We start from the raw sequence: 18,992 nt of genomic DNA on the forward strand, positions 1-18,992 counted from the left end.
ACTTTTCTAGGATTCTGCCTTCGATTTGTCCGTTAGAGCCGAGCTCAAATATTTAAAAATAAACCGGCTCTGGATTCTCAACGACTGCGTAGCCGCCGATCTTGGCGACATCGGCTTTGAAGGATTCAGATTGGATTACGTTCCTTAACCAGATACCCTTTTCGCTTTCGAAAAATGCCTTTGTCATCAGTAAATCGTAGTTTTCATCAGAGACCGGAATGAAGTCTAGGCCCATCGCCCGCGCGGCTGGGAAAATGCCGAGTCCGGCTGCGTTGTCATTTCCCTTCACCTCTGCGGCGACGCTCAGGTGTGAGAACATCTCGCGGTCATAGCCGTTCACATCGTCTGCAGACAAGCCGGCTTCTTTTAATAATAAATCAAACAATATGCGAGTGCCGGCGCCCTTTTGCCTGTTGGCATAATCTATGCCCTTACCTGCAATGTCGCTGACGTTCTGTATTCCCAGCGGGTTTCCTTTTGGAAGCAGCCAGCCCTGGGTTCTTTTTAAAAATGGGTAAAGGACTGCGTCTTGTCCGGCAAGGAATTTCTTTACGTAGGTAACATTATATTCCTTTGTCTCCGGGTCTAGCAAATGAATGCCCGCTACATGGGCTTCCCCTTTTCTGATTGCCATTAAACCGGCCATGCTGCCAACATGGGAAGAAACAATTTTCATGTCGGTACGCTGCTTTTTGAGCTGGGAGGACAGCAGGTCAATCGTCAGGTCATGGCTGCCGCTGAAGACGATCGCATTCTTGATCTCTTCGACAGGCCTGTATAGCTCGACCTCGACAAAATCTCCTTGTTCGTACCCCAGTTCTTCCGGCGGTACGACGAGCAAGCCGTCCGCACGTACTAGCGACATCGTGACGCCCGCCGCGCGTGTCAGCGGATTGGCGACAAATTGTCCATCCACATAGCCGATATTCATTCGGACAAAGTCCTCCGCCCCCATTGTGGAGACGATCCTGCGGCCAAGCTTTACCTGTAACTTTGGCCTTTCAGGTTCTGGTATACCTAAATATTTGCAAACGAGCGGCCTTACAAACCACTCTAGCGCCATGTAGGCAGAAACTGGGTAGCCTGGTACACCGACTACTACCTTATCTTTAATTTTCCCGAGGATGACAGGCTTACCCGGCCGTGTTGCGACACCATGGGTAAAAACAGTGCCAAGTTCCTCAAGAATATGGACTGTATAATCCTTTGAACCAGCGGATGAACCTGCATTGATGACGACGATATCCGAAGTCTCCACCGCATTCAGGAGCGCTTCCCTGATTTTTTCCGGCTCATCCTTCACGATTGGATGCAGGTAGGGATTGCCGCCCCAATCTTCTACATAGTTGCTGAAAACCGTTCCATTGAATTCAATGATCCTGCCTGATGACAGCGATGCATCTGCGCTGACAAGCTCATTTCCGGTCGGAATGATGGTCACCAGCGGCTTTTTGACGACAGCTACCTCGGTAACCTGGGCCGCAAGGAGTGCCCCGAGGTCCGCAGGACGCAGTCGATGTCCCTGTGTGAAGAGCATTTCCTCCTGGACGATATCCTCGCCGATCGGGCGGATATGCTGCCATGGCGTTGCCGGCTCGATGATTTCAATCGTCTCATCATCGATGACCTGGATGTTCTCCACCATGATTACGGCATTATATTGTGGCGGTATCGCATTCCCGGTATCAACATATGCAAATTGTCCGCCCTTTTTCAAATGCAGAGGGCGCTGTTCATGCGCTTCGTAAGTATCCTCAGCATTCACGGCTATGCCGTCCATTGCGGATGCATGGTAAAAAGGCATCGAGACATTGGCGAAAACAGGTTCTGCAGTAATTCGTCCAAGAGCAGCGGCAGCCGGGATCCACTCTTTTTCCTGAGGCAGGTCGAACGCGGCCAGCACTTCATTCCTGGCTTGTGCGCGCGGCTTGTCTTCAAGATAAATTTTTCGGTTATAGCGTATTTTATCCATGATGTGGCTCCCCCTATCTCGTCAAAATGACTGGAACGTATTCGCCTTGAGAAATTCCTTCTTTCTCGGAAACAATTTCGACGATTCCATCGCTCTTTACCAATGTCGTAATCAGGCCTGACTTGCCGATGATCGGCTCGGCCCACCATTCGCCATCCTTCTCCTCCAATCTTACCCTGATGTAATCAGATCTTCCTGGTGAAGAGGCAATATTTTTCACAATCCGCGCAAAAATCCGTTCAGGCTTATGCTCGATTTTTTCACCCTTAAGCCTCCTGAAAACCCTTTCGCCAAAAAGCTTAAAAATGATCATTGCGGATGCTGGATGGCCCGGCAGTCCGATGACTGGTTTTCCGTCGGCGACAGCCAGAATTGTTGGCTTCCCAGGCTTGATGGATATTCCATGGACAAAAACGCCCGGATCTCCAAGGGACTGGATGACCTCTGTTGTATAATCCTTGGTTCCAACAGAGCTTCCTCCGGATAAAATAAGGCAGTCAGCCTGTTCATACATTTCGCGCGCTTTTCGGGCGAACTCATCATAATCATCGCGTGTAATCCCGCCATATATGAGATCGATACCCCATTCATTGACCAGGCCCTTAACGGTCAAGTAATTGATATCGCGGATTTGGCCAGTTTCAAGTGTTTTTGTTTCAAAAGGAACGATTTCGTCCCCTGAAGAAAGGTACGCAGCCTTCAGCTTTCGGTAGACTTTCACCTCTGAAATACCAAGTGCCGCCAGTGCTCCAAGCTCCTGCGGCCGCATTCTTGTCCCTTCAGATAAGAGGACTTCTCCTGCCTTGATGTCCTCGCCCTTCCTGATGACATTCTCACCTGGGGCGATTTGCTTATACGTATTCAATAGTCCGCCGATTTCCTCGCAGTGCTCGATCATCAGTACGCTGTCACTGCCTGGAGGAAGCATTCCGCCTGTCGGTACGTAGATGGCCTCGCCCCTGCCTACAGGCTTTTTCGCTTCCTCTCCCATATGGACTTCGCCGGCCACGTTCAAGAAGCCTGGCATCGATTCAGATGAACCGTAAGTGTCACGGGCGATGACGGCATAGCCATCGACGGTCGAGCGGTCAAAACCAGGGACATGTTCTCCTGCAGTAACATCCTCTGCCAGGATGTAATGAAGCGCCTCATCAAGCGGACGGATTTCGGTTTCCGTAATCTTGCCGATTTTTTCCTCAATTAAAGCAAAGGTCTCCTCAACACTTTTCACTTTGAAAAATTGCATGCTGACTTACTTCCTTTCTAGCACCTGAAAACTATTCTCCGGACTCCGCCCATTTCCTAGCATGATCATACTCTTCTGGATGATTCATATTGAAAAAGACACGCTCAAGGCTGCCCTCGAAATAAAGTTGGAGGTCTGTCTCATCGAGGAAGCGGACATTCAGATTTTCAAGCATCTGCCTGATTCTCAGATTCCCGTCTTCAATGCAAGTCTTGGCCTCTCGTGCGACCCGTTTTTGATAGGCTGCAAAGAGCGGATGCTGTCTGCCATGACTTACCGGCACGACCGCATCATGGTGTTTAAGCGCTTTTACAAGGCTTGAGGCAAGCTCAGCAGATACAAATGGCATATCGCAGGCTACGATGAAATTTTCCTCATAATCTGATGCCTCAAGTCCTGCATGGATACCTGCAAGCGGTCCGGAACCCGGATATTGGTCTGGAACTGTTTTAATATTTAAAAATTGATAGGTTTCAGGATCATTCGTTACTAGAATTATATCATCAAATACGTGCTGTAACTCATCCTTAATTCTCTCAATATTCGTTTTTTCGTGAAATTTCAGGAGAGCTTTATTACTTCCCATCCTGCTAGATTTGCCGCCTGATAAAATAATCGCTCCGGCTTTCATCCCACAGCACCTTCTTTTAGTTTGTCTGTTTTGTTTCGCCAGCAGATTTGTATCCATGCTCCTGGGCAACAAAGTCCAGATGGATGGTGTTCAGGTCGAGCATTGCTGGTGTTGGCTTCACGATATATTGCCTTGTGTCGATTATCTTAGTATATCCTTTGCATTCTTCACAAATCTGGATTTGTGCAGCTGACTCGCCTTCGATTGTCAGGATTTTCACTGTTTCATGATCGTTATTCCCGCAATGCGAACAAGCGACGCGGCGGTCATTCCAGTGAGCCGAACAACGTGGGCAATGCAGTACCTTCTTTCCCTCGCCTTCAAGCTGTGCGAGGCGTACAGGTTCTCCGCAAACTGGGCAGCCGGCACCGTGAACACCACTCTGGATTTCACCCTGAACCTTGGCAGCAGTCAGCTGCAGGTAAGGACGAAGCACTGTTTCTGCCACGAATTGAGGAATCCAGCCATCCAGTTCATGTTCCTCAGCGAAACTTGCGAAGTAAATATAATTAAAAGCAAATGCTTCATCGATCCATCTTTTAGCTGTCTCTTCATCCAATAAGCTTTTTATAGATTTCATTGAAGTTTCTATCTCTGGTTGATACTTCGATAAAAGTCCTCCTATATCCTCTATCCACTGTAAGAATAGGGAAATATCAAAGTCAATAGCCGCTAACGCAGTGACCGGCACTCCTGCCTCCATTGCTGCTTTATCAAGGTTTGGCCGGACACAGTCAGGATCCAGTGAAGTCTTCCATTGCTCCTGCAATTGAATGATATCCTTCTGCAATTTCTGGTACTCTTTTGAAACAACGGACTTTTTCATTGTTGCAGCCCCTCTTTCGCTCTATTATTCTAAATTTTGAAGGGAATGGAGCCCTGTCTGAGCAGCCATTCCCTCTATTGATGTTTTACGCGCCTTTTTTCTTGTTCTTGTTTTTATCAAGGTCAGGGAAATTGCCCTTCTTGACTTCTTCTTCATACCATTCTGTATAGTGATCCTTCGCCCACTCTGCAGGAACCTCACCTGTAATGACTCCAGTGTATCCTGGTCTTGAGTTTTTGTGGATGACACTCAGATAGATATGGCCGACTACTACTGCAATTGCCAGACCGAAGCCGACATTATGGGCTACATACGCCCATTGGACGACTGCTTTCGGGAATAAATCCGGGAACCACATTGGGAAGCCTGAACCGATGATCAGGATGGCAGTCAGGATCTGGATGATTGAGTTGATTTTTTCACCAGCGTTAAAGAATGTCTGTTTAACGTGCTTGAACTTGAAGCCAAATAGTTCCTTGACGAACTCAGTGAAAAACTGCAAATCTCTCTTTTTCCATGTTATAAGCTCTTTACCCCAGCGCAGGAAGCCCTTAGGATCCATGATCAGCCATATGAAAGTCGGTGTGATGAAGGCAATGGCGAAAATCCTGTGGAGCAGGCGTGCTCCTTCTGGACCGCCCAGTACTGGATAAAGCCAGTCAAACCACTCTGTATACATTGGCAGTGCCGTGATATAGAGAGCAAAGAATGAAAGTGCGTTCACAGCATGTGCGATTACAAAACCTTTCGAGAAGCGCTTTACCTTCACACCTGAATACTGCGTATTACTCATGGCTGCCACCTCCATCCTCTTCATGGCCTTTGCCTTCTTTATTGAATAACTTGTTGGACACGAAAGCACCTACAAGCGCCATGCTTGTCGCTCCAAGCATCATCTTGCCGATTGGCTGTGCATAGTCCTTCCAGACAACTGCTGAAGTTGGAACCTTTGGCTTTTCAGGCAGGCCATAGACAGAAGGTTTTTCAGCAAGTACATAAACGGTATGCGTACCGCCTACTCCTTCTGGATTGTAAATCATCGCGTTTGGATACTTATCCTTGATTTCGCTCAGGCGCTTTTCAGCCTTCTTGAGCATTTCTTCTTTTGTGCCGAATTCCATTGCGTCTGTATGGCAAGTAGTCACACAAGCAGGCTGCATGCCTTCTTCAAGACGATCGACGCACATTGTGCATTTCTGTGCCTTCTTGTATTCCTTGCCGTTCTTGTCTTTATATGTCGCCAGCTGGACAACATCGAATGGGCAGTTCTGCACGCAGTAGCCGCAGCCTACGCATTTATCACTGTTCACATCGACAGTTCCGAAATCGGTGTAGTGCATGGCTTCTTCCGGGCAAACCTTGACGCAAGCAGCTTCTGAGCAATGGAAGCATGAAGAATGGCGGAAAAGGTAATCCAGATTGCCTTTTGAATCTTCGTGTTCAATGAAAGACAGGACGTTCCATGTGTTTGCAGTTACCTTTGCATGAGACTGTACGCTGCCCTGGAACTCTTCTGGTTCAGCCGGAAGGTCGTTCCAGTTTTTGCAGGCGACCATACATGCACGGCAGCCGTCACACTTGGTCACATCGACGTATTTAATATATTCCGCCATTAGTCAGCCCTCCTTATATCACAGAGGAATGCCTTATATTCAGGAATGGTTGTATTCGCATCCCCGATATGAGGTGTCAAGCGGTTTGCTGTATCCCCTGTTGCGATTCCTTTATAGCCAAAGTGCCAAGGCATGCCGACCTGGTGCACCTTCTTGCCGTTCATCATGTGAGGCTTGAAGCGCTTGGTAACCATTGCATAGGCTGTGACATCACCACGGGCCGAGCTGACAATGATCTTATCTTTGTTCTTGATGCCTTTTTCCTTTGCGAGTTCTTCACTCATCTCGATATACATATGACCTGCCAGTTCGGACAGCCATTCCTGGTTACGCGTCATCGAACCGGACTGCCAGTGCTCAGATACCCTGTAAGTAGTACCGACGATTGGATACTTCTTGCTGTCACCCTTCAGGTTGAAATCGCCTTCGATGATGGCAATGGCAGGGTTTATTTCCTGGCTTGAGAAGGCATTCTTTACCGGGCTTTCATATGGCTCATAGTGTTCAGGGAACGGTCCGTCATTCAATGTTGGAGCGAAAATTCCGCCAACTCCGCCGTTGATCATGATGAAAGGACTTGTTCCGCCTGCATCTGTTGGCGCCACAGTCGGCTTGAAGTCAGGAATGTCATTACCCACCCATTTCTTCTGGCTTCCATCCCACCAAATGACAGCCTTATCCTTGCTCCATGGCTTTCCGCTTGGATCAGCAGAAGCACGGTTGTAAAGAATACGGCGGTTTGCCGGCCATGCATATGCCCAGTTCAGGAAGTTTCCGCCGCCAGTATCGTTGTTATCACGGTTCTTGGAGCGGTTCTTGCCTTCTTCAGGATAAAAACCGGAATAAATCCAGTTACCACAGCTAGTTGTTCCATCATCCTTCAGATCGCCAAATGTTTTCAACAGCTGGCCAGTCTTAAGGTCATACCCGTTAATTTCCCTGGCAACCAGGTCGATATCCGGATGGTGGCCTTCGCCATAATTCCAATCCAGTGCATTGATTTGCTTAGCAGCTGCTGAACCTTCGTTTTTATAAAGGGCCTTGATGGTCTTGACCAGCATATGGATGATTTCCAGATCAGCCAGCGATTCTCCTTTAGGATCAATAGCCTTCCAGCGGTATTGCATCCAGCGGGAAGAATTGGACACGCTGCCCTCTTTCTCGTAAGATCCTGCTGCTGGAAGAAGGAATACCTCTGTATCAATCTTCGATGGGTCGCTGCCCGCTTCTTCTTGCCAGAAAGCGGATGTTTCCGTTTCCCAAAGGTCAACCGCGACCATCCATTTAAGATTGGACAGTGCTTCTTTCTCCTTGCCAGCATTCGGTCCTCCGACTACTGGGTTTGTTCCGAATAAGAACGCACCTTCGAGTTCGCCCTTATACATAGCGTTGAACAAATTGATATGCGAGTAGTTCTTGTTTCCTTTCGGAAGGAACTGATAGCCAAATTCATTCTCTTTCGTCGCATTCGGGCCATACCAGGCCTTCAGCAAACTGACGAGGAATTTTGGCTTGTTGCTCCAGTATCCGCCCGCAGGTGTTTCCTTTTTATTGTAGCCTTCCAATGTCGCATGCTCAGGAATGGCAGTTGGTGTTCCAACATATCCTGTAAGCAGGTGATAAAGAAGGCCAAAGTCAGTGGATCCCTGTACGTTGGACTCACCGCGCATCGCGTTGATTCCGCCGCCTGGAAGACCCATATTCCCAAGCAGAAGCTGGATGATACCGAAAGCTCGGACGTTTTGTGTACCAACTGTATGTTGGGTCGTACCCATTGCATACATAATCGTTCCTGATTTTCCTGGTTTGCCAGTTGAACAGAACTCTTCACAAACCTTCAGGTAATTTTCCTTCGGTGTTCCGGTTACTGCGATGACAGAATCGACATCATAACGTGAGTAATGCTTTTTCAGCAATTGGAAAACGGACCGCGGATGGGTAAGAGTTTTATCCTTTTTCGGATTGCCTTCTTCATCCAATTCAAAAGCCCATTTCGTTTTGTCATACTTGCGGGTTGCTTTATCGTACCCGCTGAACAAACCGTCATTAAAATCATAATCTTCTTTTACAATGAAGGATGCATTTGTATATTCAGCAACATACTCTTTGTGGATCATGTTTTTCTCGATCGCATAGTTGATCATTCCGCCCATGAACGCAATATCGGTTCCTGAACGAAGGGAAGCGTAGACATCGGCCTTTGACGATGTCCTCGTGAAACGAGGGTCGACAGAGATGATTTTCCCGCCTTTTTCTTTCGCTTTTGTCAACCATCTGAAGGAGATCGGGTGATTCTCGGCAGGATTTCCGCCCATGATCAATGCACAATCAGTATTTTGCAGATCGCTCCAATGGTTTGTCATTGCTCCACGCCCTACTGTAGGTGCCAGACCGGCAACCGTAGAACTGTGTCATATTCGTGCCTGGTGTTCGAGATAGACGACGCCAAGCCCTCTCATCATTTTCGCAAGCAGATAGGTCTCTTCATTATCAAGAGCTGCTCCGCCTAAGCTCGCAATGGCTTCGGTTTTATTGACAAACATGCCATTTTCTTTTTCAATGAATGTTTTGTCGCGTGTTTCCTTTGTGCGTTTTGCAATTGTTTCATACATCCAGTCCCAGCTTTTTTCTTCCCATTTCTTGCTGCCTGGAGCACGGTATAATGGCTTTGTTAAGCGCTTTTCAGATGTGTAGACTTGTCTGATTGTTGTACCTTTACTGCAAAGTGTGCCTTCGTTGACTGGGCTATCCGGATCCCCTTCCGTATAGACCACAGTATTGTCCTTTGTGTGTACCAAAATGCCGCATCCTACGCCGCAGAATGCACAAATGGTTGGTGTAACAGTAGCTTTGGCAATCTTGAGTTCTTTTGATTTCGCGTGGACCTCTTTTTCGTTAAAGCCCAACTCGACAACCGCCAGGGTAGCCGCAGTGGCACCTGACAGCTTCAAGAACTGCCGGCGATTCAGGTTGATTTCAACCATTTCTCTCTCTCCTTCCCAATAGTTGCTTAGAACATCCCTAGTCCCACAGGTGGTGTCAATTCAGTACTTGCTGGGCTTCCCCCCTTTCAAGTAAATCCTCAGAGGCAGCCGGAGGATTCAGATCATCATTAATCCTCCTGGCGGATGTATAAACAGTCGCCATTTTCCCCCGCAAATAGCCCACGACTTCGATGTTGAGGAAGCGGGCTAGCTGGATGGCCTGCTTGGTAGCCGCAGTGCGTGAGCCAATGACGGCAAAACCAAATTTTGCAGCTTTTGAGAGCATCTCATATGAAACCCTGCCGGTCGTCAAAAGGACAAGCCGGTCAGGCTGCAAACGCTTTCGAATTGCATGGCCAATAATCTTATCGACGGCATTATGCCTGCCGATATCTTCCCTGACCTCGATGCTGCCATCCTCAAGGATGATACAGGCACCGTGCATGCCGCCTGTTTCTAGGTACAGCGGCGAATTTTGCGCAAATTCCGCACGTTTTTTCAATAAATATGTCAGCGAATAGGTTTCATCGGAATTCACTTTATTGAACTTCTTGACATCCGTCATTGAAAAGAAGGTCACTCCCCGGCCGCAGCCGGCTGTATAATGCTTCTTTTTCGAAAACATCTGCTCAGGATCAAAAGAATTGCATAATGCGACATTCAATGTGCCGGTCTTTTCAGTGAATTGGACACTGACAACATCTTCAGGACCATCAATCAAGCCTTCTGAAAAAAGGTAGCCATACACCCAGTCTTCCAAATCCTGATTTGTCAGCTGGAATACTGCAATTTCATATCCATTCAGCTTCAGGCTGATTGGATATTCTTCAGGACAGCCTTTCTTGATCATGTTCTTCACCCCTTATCTGGTACTTCATCTCCGGGCTCTGCTGCAACTATCGACTTCTTTCCCCATCACCGGTGCGATGGTTTGAAAGACTGTTATGAATCTTGCAAGCTATTATTCGGCTCTCATTTGAAAATAAGAACCTTATATTAAAAAAACATTCCACTATGCTAAAAGTAATAATACCCCTATACCTTTAATGTACTGGAAATTAGATGGTTGTAACCGTTGCAATTGTTACAATAATATAGATGAAAATTGTCTATTTTTTAACAAACTTTCATATTGAGATTTTTCATTTACGAAAAATCTTTAGTGGGTCAATTTTCACATAGTCAACTGTAAATCAATTTATTTTTTCCCTCAGTAACTTTCATCACGTCAATGCCCTAATGCCACAAAATCGTCAAAAGTTAATTTTAACCATATAGCCAGCTGTCAAAATCAATCCTTTGTCTAAATCTATAGAATTGGTATAATCATAAGAAAGTGATGAAGGTGAAATGCCTTGTCCTGACAAGCGCATCCGCCATTCTTAAATTGGAGGTATTTTAGATGAGTTTGAAAAAGGTGTTAACAATCGCAGGTTCTGATACAAGCGGCGGCGCTGGCATCCAGGCTGACCTTAAGACCTTTCAGGAACTGGGCGTTTATGGGATGACCGCTCTTACAACGGTTGTGACGATGGACCCTAAAAACCACTGGCACCATGAAGTTTTCCCACAGCCAGTTGAACTGGTCGAAAAGCAGCTTGAAACGATCCTTTCCGTTGGAATAGATGCTATGAAGACAGGAATGCTTGGAACGGTTGAGATCATCGAGCTTGCTGCACGCAAAATTGATGAACATAAATTGGACAGGGTGGTCATCGATCCTGTAATGGTATGTAAGGGGGAAGACGAGGTCCTCATGCCTGAAAACACAGATGCCATGAGAGAATTGCTCCTTCCAAGAGCAACAGTTGTCACTCCGAACTTGTTCGAAGCATGGCAGCTTGCCCAAACCGGTCCAATCCGTACGATCGACGACATGAAAGAAGCGGCGGCAAAAATCCATGATCTAGGCGCGAAGAACGTTATGATCAAGGGCGGAAACAAGCTGAACCACGAAAAAGCAGTTGACCTGCTTTATGATGGAAAAGACTTCACCCTTTTCGAATCTGAAAAAGTCGAAACAAGCTTCACTCACGGCGCAGGCTGCACATTCGCTTCCGCGATCACTGCACAGCTGGCAAAAGGCAAAACAGTACCTGAAGCATTGGAAGTCGCGAAAGGATTCATCACCGAAGCAATCAAGCACGGCTTCAGACTGAATGAATATGTAGGACCAACCGCACACCTCGCTTACAACAAGTACGCAGGCGGCAATCGCGGAGAATAAATATAAAGCAAAAAGAGGCTGTCTTTAAAGCTCATCACTTGAGCTTTCGACAGCCTCTTTTTCTGTTACTGAATGATTTGTCCGATAGAATCATTTTAATGGACACTTCTTTGCGTGTTCCTTATATTTTTGTCCATTAGAGCCCTTCGAACGGACATTTTTCCGGAAATTCATCATCATGAATTTGTCCGATAGACATTATATCTTCCGATTAATACGAAGAATGCGATCTGCCATATAACTATGGAATAACCATTCACCAGAGGCGATCAATACTGACGCAAAAAGAGCTGCGAAAACGATGCCGTTGGTTTGCTCAAATAACATCAACCCAAGACCCCATATCACGAAAAATGACAGGGCCAGGTCAGATAGAGAAGCCGTAAGATTGCTTGTTTTCGGGAGAATGAACAAGTCACCGGCGAGATATGAGATCGCCCCAAGTACTAGAGTGATGACGAGAATATCCCCTAGACTGGCAAAACTCCCCAATAATAGAAGAAGAACAGCAAATGTCATGATGCCTTTTATCAAAAGTGCCTTTGCGTGATTCATAGGCTCCCTCCTTTTTCCTCACTATTTCCATTAACCTTCCTGATTAAACACTTTATGTAAAACCTGCTTACATGCTCACTGTTATTGTATATTTACAAATAAAAATAGGTAATTATCCCTTTTGTTAAATAATCCAAGGGTTTGCTAAATAATCTTTTAAGCGTACATTTCGCTTTTAGAAGGATTTTTTAGTAATATAGATATTATTGATTTTTAACATAGAAGGCCATTCATCCGGCTATTATAAACTGAAAAACTTCAAAGCCCGGGAAGGAGGAAAATAGATGGATCCGGTGATTATATCCGAAGTCCAGGAAGCCCTGGATCGTTTTAAAGATAAAGAAGTCTATATTCATTTAGAAACAACCAATGGAGCTTACGCATCCCATAACAACGAGTCATTCTTCTCCTCAGGTGCGTACATCCGCAATGCGAAGGTAATATATGAACGCGCGAAGATCACTGGGGAAGGTCCTTTTCGGACAGGATTGAAGATCCCTTTTGGCTGGGTATATGCTGAAGGAATCACCCACTTCGAAATTGATGATAAAGGAAGGCTGCTGCTTGCTGGCCATGATTTTAACGGAAAGCTTGCCGTCGCCCTTGAAATAAGCGAAACACCATTCGAATAAGATGTAAGGACTGGCTGAAAGGAGAGATTTTACGATGGAAAAAGAAAGGCATGTACTTGTCGTCTTCCCTCATCCTGATGATGAGGCATTCGGTGTTTCCGGAACGATTGCTTCCCATATCAACATGGGTACGCCTGTCACATATGCCTGTCTGACACTAGGACAGATGGGACGGAATATGGGGAATCCGCCATTTGCGAACAGGGAAACCCTTCCTGCTATACGGAAAAAAGAATTGAAGGATGCAGCACGCGCGATGGGCATCAATGATTTGCGCATGCTCGGGTTCCGTGACAAGACGGTTGAGTTCGAGGATGAAAATATGCTGGCCAACCTCATGTCTTCATTGATTACAGAATTGAATCCTTCACTTGTCATCACCTTCTATCCTGGCTACTCTGTCCACCCGGACCACGAGGCAACAGGTGCGGCAGTGGTGAGTGCAGTTGAAAAGATTCCTGAAGCAGACAGACCGAAGCTGCATTGCGTCGCATTCTCACGCAATTGTGTCGAAGAGCTTGGGGAACCAGATATCGTCCATGATATAAGTGCTGTCGTCGACATCAAGCTGGATGCAATCCGAGCCCACCGTTCCCAAACGGAGCTGATGCTGGAAGAAATGGCTGACAAGCTCAAAGAGAAAGACCCAAAAACGATGGCTTGGCTTAATAATGAACGCTTCTGGACCTATAAGTTTTCATGATAAAATCCACCCTGATAAGGTGGATTTTTCATTTTCGTTCATAGACTCCCTCAATCATCAAGCCTTTCACGAACACGACCTTATCCTCCGGCTCACCTTTGATCTTCCACACCGACTCCTTGAATCCAAGGAATTTGCTGTTATCGGTCTTGCCTATCAAGCGGTCGATTTCAAAGGTTTTCTCGCCATTATTATAATACTTCTGATATGTTTCGTAGCCTCGGTGGAACTCTTTATCTTTATAAACAAGGACTCCATCTGATTTATTCAGATAAACATCCAAATTCGCGTCATAGAAATACAAGCCTGCTATTAACAAGACTGGAAAAAGAATCAGCACCAAACGCTTCTTTTTTAAAAACAAGAGATCACTTCCCCCATTTTAAAAATTTTCAGTTATCTCTACCTCATATGATAGCATATAAACCAGGAAATAGGCATTTGCGTGACAATGTCGGTTTTTATCTTTATTTGTGAGTGATTACTCACTATACAGATTACAATTTATGAGTTATGCTCTAAATGAGTGATTACTCACTTTTATAAAAGGATGGTGAAGATTGCCGTGATTGTATCAATCGAAAACGTAAGTAAAAGCTATGGCAAGCATAAGGTTTTAGAAAATATCAATCTAGAGATCAAGAGTGGAGAAATCTTTGGACTGCTTGGCCCCTCAGGAGCAGGAAAAACGACTCTAGTCCGGCAGCTAGTCGGTCTAGAAACGCCAAGTGAAGGAGAAAATTTTCTATTCGGCGAAAAGATGCCTTCACTGAAGCTGATTGAAAGAATCGGCTATATGGCTCAATCGGACGCGCTTTACACTGAATTGTCTGCGAAGGAAAACCTTGAATTCTTTGCTTCCTTGTTCGGCCTGAAAGGCACGCACCGGAAAAAACGTATTTTAGAAGTGATGCAGCTTGTCGATTTATCTGATCATCTTAACAAATTGGTAACCAATTATTCTGGCGGCATGAAACGCCGTTTATCGCTCGCATCCGCACTGCTGCATGAGCCGGAACTGTTGATCCTTGATGAACCGACTGTCGGAATCGACCCTGTGCTGCGCCAGAGTATTTGGTCAGGCTTTTATGGTTTGAAGGCAGAGGGGAAAACACTGATCGTCACGACGCATGTCATGGACGAAGCGGAAAAATGCGACAGATTGGGACTGATACGAGATGGTCGTCTGATTGCGGTCGGTACTCCTGAAGAATTGAAGGAACGGACCGGTTCTGCAAGCATTGAGGAAGCATTTTTAACATATGGAGGTGTCCGGCATGAGAATTAGTGCTTTAGTAATCAGGATCATCAGGCAATTCCTTCGGGATAAAAGAACCCTTGCAATGATGCTTGTCGCCCCGCTCCTGATCCTGACGATGCTCCATCTTGTTTTTAACGGAGAAAACTATATTCCCAAGGTCGGCTTTGTAGACGCTCCTGTTGTTGTAATGGAGAAGCTGGACCTCGAGGATGCTAAAGTTACAGAATATGACTCTGTAAAAATGGCAAAAGAGGATGCATTGGTCCGAGAAATTGATGGGTATATCACCTTTAATGGCCTTATGATAGATAAAATCGTTTTAGAAGGAAGCGACCCATCAGTTAATGGTGCAGTTATGAAATGGATTCAGCAAGCAACTAAGCCATTGACGCCATCACAGGGAAATCTGTCCGTCGATTATCTCCACGGCTCTGAGGATATGGGCCAATTTGATTATTTCGGGCCGGTTCTCTTGGGCTTCTTTGCTTTCTTTTTCGTCTTTATCATTTCCGGGATTTCTTTTTTAAGGGAAAGAACAAGCGGTACACTCGAAAAACTACTTTCAAGCCCGCTAAGGAAGTGGGAAATTGTCATTGGCTATGTAATCGGATTTGGGATTTTCACGATGCTTCAGGCGACCCTGATTGCCTGGTATGCCATCTATGTCCTCGGCATGCTGATGGAAGGTTCCTTCATCTATGTATTATTGATTACCTTGATGCTGTCAATGACGGCACTGACGCTCGGTACACTTTTGTCCGCATTCGCTAACAACGAGTTTCAGATGATTCAGTTCATCCCGATCATTATCGTACCGCAGTTCTTTTTCTCAGGACTGATCAACCTCGATACGATTTCCGATTGGCTGAGCTGGCTCGGGCCGATTACACCTCTCTATTATGCTGCCGAAGCATTGCGTGATATTATGGTAAGAGGATACGGATGGGATGCCATCTACGGGAATATGTTGATGCTGGCTGGATTTTCAGCTCTGTTCATCTTCCTTAATATCCTGGCTTTACGGAAACACCGCGCAGTTTGACCGCGGCGAAAGGAGCAGCACATGAGTGATCATGACTTAAAAATTGATGAACTGATCGATGGAGAAGACCTGACTGAGAAGCAAAGGAAAATCATCATATCGGCGATTGAATCTTTTGCCGAAAAAGGGTTTTCCGCCACTTCAACCAGCGAAATCGCCAAAAAGGCAGGCGTCGCTGAAGGTACGATTTTCAGACACTATAAAACAAAAAAGGATTTGCTGCTAGCAATTGTCGCTCCAATGATGGCAAAGTTTGTGGCACCTTTTTTCATAAAAGATTTAAAGAAGGTCCTGGACCAGGATTACGAGAATGTTGAAGATTTTCTAAGGGCGATGCTGGAAAACCGCCGGGAATTCCTGATCAAAAACCTCGCTACAGTCAAAATTTTGGTGCAGGAAATTCCGTTCCACCCTGAATTGAAGGATCTATTCAAGGAACATATCGCCCTTAAAGTTTATGCACTGTTCGAAAAGCTTGTTGAACATTATCAGGAAAAGGACCAAATCATACAAATCCCTGCCTACAGTGTGTTCCGGATGATCTTCTCCTCCATCTTTGGCTATTTAATTGCGAGGTATATGATCATGCCAGAAGCAGATTGGGATGACGAAGCAGAAACTGAGCGGACCATACAATTCATCATGCATGGATTGGCAGGTCCAAACAGCAGCAAAAAATAAACCGAGCTTGAGTGCTCGGTTTTTTATTTGGAAATTGGAAAAAGTTATGGATAATTTCCAATTCGCCAATAAACTTATGAAAATCGCCAATAAAATCAGATTTTCGCCAATAAAATTGTGAACTCCGCCAATAAAATCAGATTTTCGCCAATAACTTTATCTTGCACAAGAAAAGGAGCACCATTTCAAGTACTCCTTGTCGACTTTTACCGTATATCCTCCAGATTTACACGATAAAGCTTGTCATCGCCTTCAGCTGGGGTTCCGCGGCCGTCGGTATTGTTGCTGATAAAATACAAATCGTCACCTTCAATGATGACATCGCGGATCCGGCCTAATCCAGTGACTAATTCTTTTGTCGTTTGCGCCTTAGTGTCGAATACGCGCAGCGCGTTGCCTCTCAGTGTAGCGACATATAACTTTCCGCTATGTGCCGCCATCCCGGATGGTGCCCATGTATCGCTTCCGGAATGGAAAATCGGCGCCTTCATCCCCTGCTTTGTGTCATCACCTGTGATCTCTGGCCATCCATAGTTATTTCCTGCCTCAATCAGGTTAATCTCATCCTGTGCGGATGGACCGTGCTCGCTGGCATAGAGTGTCCCATCCTCCGACCAGGCCAGTCCCTGCGGATTGCGGTGTCCATAGCTGTAAACATAGGAACCTCCAAATGGATTATCAGCAGGAACCGATCCATCCAGATTCAGCCGGAGGATTTTTCCTCCTAGCGAACTAAGATCCTGGGCGATTTCAGGTGTGGTCGCCGCATCGCCTGCTGTAGCGTAAAGCATTCCGTCCGGGCCGATTTTCAGCCTGCCGCCATGATGGAAACGTCCGCTCGGGATGTTATCGAGCAGCAGCTTGCCTTCCACCCATTCATTATTTTTCAGCGTCAGTTCGACGATCCGGTTGAACTGCCCGGTGCCATTCTCGTATGTGTAGTAGGCGAAAGCCTTATTGGACTGCTCGAAGTCGGGAGCGAGCACAAAGCCTAGAAAACCAGCTTCAGCTGCCTGGGATAATTCCTTCTTAAAAGAAACTCTCTGTCGCTCTATGCTGCCGCCCTCCACTTTTAAAATCGAACCTGGGCGTTCGCTCAAGTAAAACGTCTCATCGACTTTATTGATAGACCACGGAACTTCCAGGTTTTCAGCAATAACCTCAAGCTGGTCTGCCTGGGCAACCGCCTCTTTCCCTTCCACATCTTCTGCAGGCTTAGTTTCATTTCCGCCGCCTGAACAGCCCGCAATTAACATAAGCATTGCCAGCAACACATACAAGACACTTTTCATGACACCAGTCCTTTCTTTCATTGTCTCACCTCAATTTAAGACGCTTTTTTCACTCAGCCTTCCATGTATGCCGTTTTCTTTTCTCAGTTTTCCAACACCTGCATGATCGCTTTTCCTACGCCGCTTTCTTTTACTCAGGCTTCCAACACCTGTATGATCGCTTTTCCTACGCCGCTTTCTTCATTCGTCAATGTCACTTCGCCGCATAAAGCTTTGATTTCCTGAGCTGCATTGCCCATCGCGACCGGTCTGCCAACTCTTTCAAGCATCGACACATCATTGAAGTTATCACCGAGTGCCATCGTTTCCTCCATTGTAATCCCTCTTGATGATACGAATTTTTCCAAAGCAACCCCTTTTTGAGCGTCCAGGCTGGTAATTTCGATATTCTCACGGCCGGATGAACTGATCGCAAGCCCCGTGATTTCCTTCAGGTCATTCCTGGCAGCACCTAACTTGTCGTCATCCAGTGAAAAAGCGAGCAGCTTGTAAATTTCATATTGATCGTCCTCAAATAACTCATCATAATGTTCGATTTTCGTGACGAGTCCTTTATGCATCCTTTCCTCTGCGGCTTCAGCGATTTTTTCAATCGGCACTTCTGGGTTGGCTGTTGAAAAAATATCAACAATGATGGAGATCGCCTTATCCTCATCTTCGGTATATGTACCTTTGTTCGTGTAAACCTCAAAATAAACTCCGCTTTCCACTAGCCTTAGGGCTGCCTGCCGGGCTAAAGCCTTGTCCAATGGACTAGAGGCAACGATTTCCCCTTCCCCTGAACGAACCTCTGCTCCATTCACACATATCATCGGCAGCTTAAGTCCGGATTCCTCCAAAACGAATCTTGCTTCCTGGTAGGAACGCCCTGTTGCGACCACAACTTCGACTCCCTTTTCCTTGGCTTTTAAAATCGCTTCGCGGTTCTCCGCAGTAATCTGCTGGGTAGCAGTCAATAATGTCCCATCCATATCTGTTGCTATGCACTTAATCATTTCTTCACCTTCAGTCATTATTTTTCAGTATTAACAATCATGATAGACCTTCAAACTCTCGACAGCAAATAATACGTGTATATACTAATTTTTTAACCTCAACTCCAGCCTGGTAATAATAATCTATAAATTTAAATATCTTAAAAACTTTCATATTGTCATCGCAAAATTCATATGCTATTATGAATCCGAAGCTGCAATCGTTTGCATATAAAAGTGAGAGCAAAGACGAAATACGAATAACCCTTTCATGACAAGGTTTTCGTCATTTCCACCTACTATATGTAAGCGTTCTAAAGGTGTTGTATAAAATCAATTCCAGCTAGAGTTTT

The 18,992-nt window shown here is 45.9% G+C and carries 18 protein-coding genes; 6 read left to right on the plus strand and 12 right to left on the minus strand.

Annotated elements, in window-relative coordinates:
- Positions 1–52: 52 nt before the first annotated feature.
- From RH061_RS22455 to fdhD, 8 genes are all read right to left on the minus strand, one after another.
- On the minus strand, positions 53–1,972 hold the full coding sequence (locus RH061_RS22455) for a molybdopterin biosynthesis protein (protein WP_311072981.1): 1,920 nt from the start codon (positions 1,970–1,972) through the stop codon (positions 53–55).
- A 13-nt stretch (positions 1,973–1,985) separates the two neighbouring features.
- Entirely contained in the window at positions 1,986–3,218 is a 1,233-nt protein-coding gene (locus RH061_RS22460; protein ID WP_311072983.1) for a molybdopterin molybdotransferase MoeA, read from the minus strand.
- A gap of 31 nt (positions 3,219–3,249) precedes the next feature.
- On the minus strand, positions 3,250–3,849 hold the full coding sequence (mobA, locus tag RH061_RS22465) for a molybdenum cofactor guanylyltransferase (protein ID WP_311072984.1): 600 nt from the start codon (positions 3,847–3,849) through the stop codon (positions 3,250–3,252).
- A gap of 16 nt (positions 3,850–3,865) precedes the next feature.
- Positions 3,866–4,675, minus strand: coding sequence for a formate dehydrogenase accessory protein FdhE (locus tag RH061_RS22470; protein WP_311072985.1), 810 nt, complete (start codon positions 4,673–4,675; stop codon positions 3,866–3,868).
- A gap of 85 nt (positions 4,676–4,760) precedes the next feature.
- Complete coding sequence (locus tag RH061_RS22475) at positions 4,761–5,468, minus strand: formate dehydrogenase subunit gamma (RefSeq protein WP_311072986.1); 708 nt, start codon at positions 5,466–5,468, stop codon at positions 4,761–4,763.
- Entirely contained in the window at positions 5,461–6,288 is an 828-nt protein-coding gene (locus RH061_RS22480; protein ID WP_311072987.1) for a 4Fe-4S dicluster domain-containing protein, read from the minus strand. The genes RH061_RS22475 and RH061_RS22480 overlap by 8 nt, the downstream gene beginning before the upstream one ends.
- Positions 6,288–9,263 carry a formate dehydrogenase-N subunit alpha gene (fdnG, locus tag RH061_RS22485; protein WP_311076510.1) on the minus strand — a complete coding sequence of 992 codons (2,976 nt, stop codon included), beginning with the start codon at positions 9,261–9,263 and terminating at the stop codon, positions 6,288–6,290. Before fdnG ends, RH061_RS22480 begins: the two co-directional genes overlap by 1 nt.
- A 64-nt stretch (positions 9,264–9,327) precedes the next feature.
- Complete coding sequence (gene fdhD / locus RH061_RS22490) at positions 9,328–10,122, minus strand: formate dehydrogenase accessory sulfurtransferase FdhD (RefSeq protein WP_311072988.1); 795 nt, start codon at positions 10,120–10,122, stop codon at positions 9,328–9,330.
- 552 nt (positions 10,123–10,674) lie between these two features.
- On the opposite strand from fdhD, the gene pdxK reads away from it, so the two are divergent.
- Positions 10,675–11,499 (plus strand): pyridoxine/pyridoxal/pyridoxamine kinase, encoded by an 825-nt coding sequence (gene pdxK / locus RH061_RS22495; protein ID WP_311072990.1) that lies wholly within the window; start codon positions 10,675–10,677, stop codon positions 11,497–11,499.
- Positions 11,500–11,697: 198 nt separating this feature from the next.
- On the opposite strand, the gene RH061_RS22500 is transcribed toward pdxK, so the two are convergent.
- Positions 11,698–12,054, minus strand: a complete 357-nt coding sequence (locus RH061_RS22500; protein WP_311072992.1) for a DUF2512 family protein — start codon at positions 12,052–12,054, stop codon at positions 11,698–11,700.
- Positions 12,055–12,338: 284 nt separating this feature from the next.
- Between RH061_RS22500 and RH061_RS22505 the strand changes: the two genes are divergently transcribed.
- Both RH061_RS22505 and bshB2 read left to right on the plus strand, forming a co-directional pair.
- Complete coding sequence (locus RH061_RS22505) at positions 12,339–12,686, plus strand: YojF family protein (protein ID WP_311072993.1); 348 nt, start codon at positions 12,339–12,341, stop codon at positions 12,684–12,686.
- A gap of 34 nt (positions 12,687–12,720) precedes the next feature.
- Positions 12,721–13,389 (plus strand): bacillithiol biosynthesis deacetylase BshB2, encoded by a 669-nt coding sequence (gene bshB2, locus RH061_RS22510; protein WP_311072994.1) that lies wholly within the window; start codon positions 12,721–12,723, stop codon positions 13,387–13,389.
- 28 nt (positions 13,390–13,417) lie between these two features.
- On the opposite strand, the gene RH061_RS22515 is transcribed toward bshB2, so the two are convergent.
- Positions 13,418–13,753: a hypothetical protein gene (locus RH061_RS22515; protein ID WP_311072995.1), complete on the minus strand. Its 336-nt coding sequence runs from the start codon at positions 13,751–13,753 to the stop codon at positions 13,418–13,420.
- Between the two features lie 186 nt (positions 13,754–13,939).
- On the opposite strand from RH061_RS22515, the gene RH061_RS22520 reads away from it, so the two are divergent.
- From RH061_RS22520 to RH061_RS22530, 3 genes are read left to right on the plus strand one after another with little or no spacing between them, the layout of a single operon-like run.
- A complete protein-coding gene (locus tag RH061_RS22520) occupies positions 13,940–14,677 on the plus strand; it encodes an ABC transporter ATP-binding protein (protein ID WP_311076512.1) in 738 nt (245 codons plus the stop codon).
- A complete protein-coding gene (locus RH061_RS22525) occupies positions 14,667–15,692 on the plus strand; it encodes an ABC transporter permease (RefSeq protein WP_311072996.1) in 1,026 nt (341 codons plus the stop codon). Before RH061_RS22520 ends, RH061_RS22525 begins: the two co-directional genes overlap by 11 nt.
- Positions 15,693–15,713: 21 nt before the next feature.
- The gene (locus tag RH061_RS22530; protein ID WP_311072997.1) at positions 15,714–16,373 is read left to right on the plus strand and encodes a TetR/AcrR family transcriptional regulator; all 660 of its coding nucleotides are present in this window, start codon (positions 15,714–15,716) and stop codon (positions 16,371–16,373) included.
- Positions 16,374–16,579: 206 nt separating this feature from the next.
- Here the strand turns inward: RH061_RS22530 and RH061_RS22535 are convergent, their stop codons facing one another.
- Together RH061_RS22535 and RH061_RS22540 are read right to left on the minus strand one after the other, a co-directional pair.
- A complete protein-coding gene (locus tag RH061_RS22535; protein WP_311076513.1) occupies positions 16,580–17,665 on the minus strand; it encodes a PQQ-dependent sugar dehydrogenase in 1,086 nt (361 codons plus the stop codon).
- Positions 17,666–17,799: 134 nt separating this feature from the next.
- Complete coding sequence (locus tag RH061_RS22540; RefSeq protein ID WP_311072998.1) at positions 17,800–18,660, minus strand: Cof-type HAD-IIB family hydrolase; 861 nt, start codon at positions 18,658–18,660, stop codon at positions 17,800–17,802.
- Positions 18,661–18,992: the final 332 nt, after the last annotated feature.

Origin of the sequence: Mesobacillus jeotgali (genome assembly GCF_031759225.1) — a bacterium.
GTDB classification, from domain to species: domain Bacteria; phylum Bacillota; class Bacilli; order Bacillales; family Cytobacillaceae; genus Mesobacillus; species Mesobacillus jeotgali_B.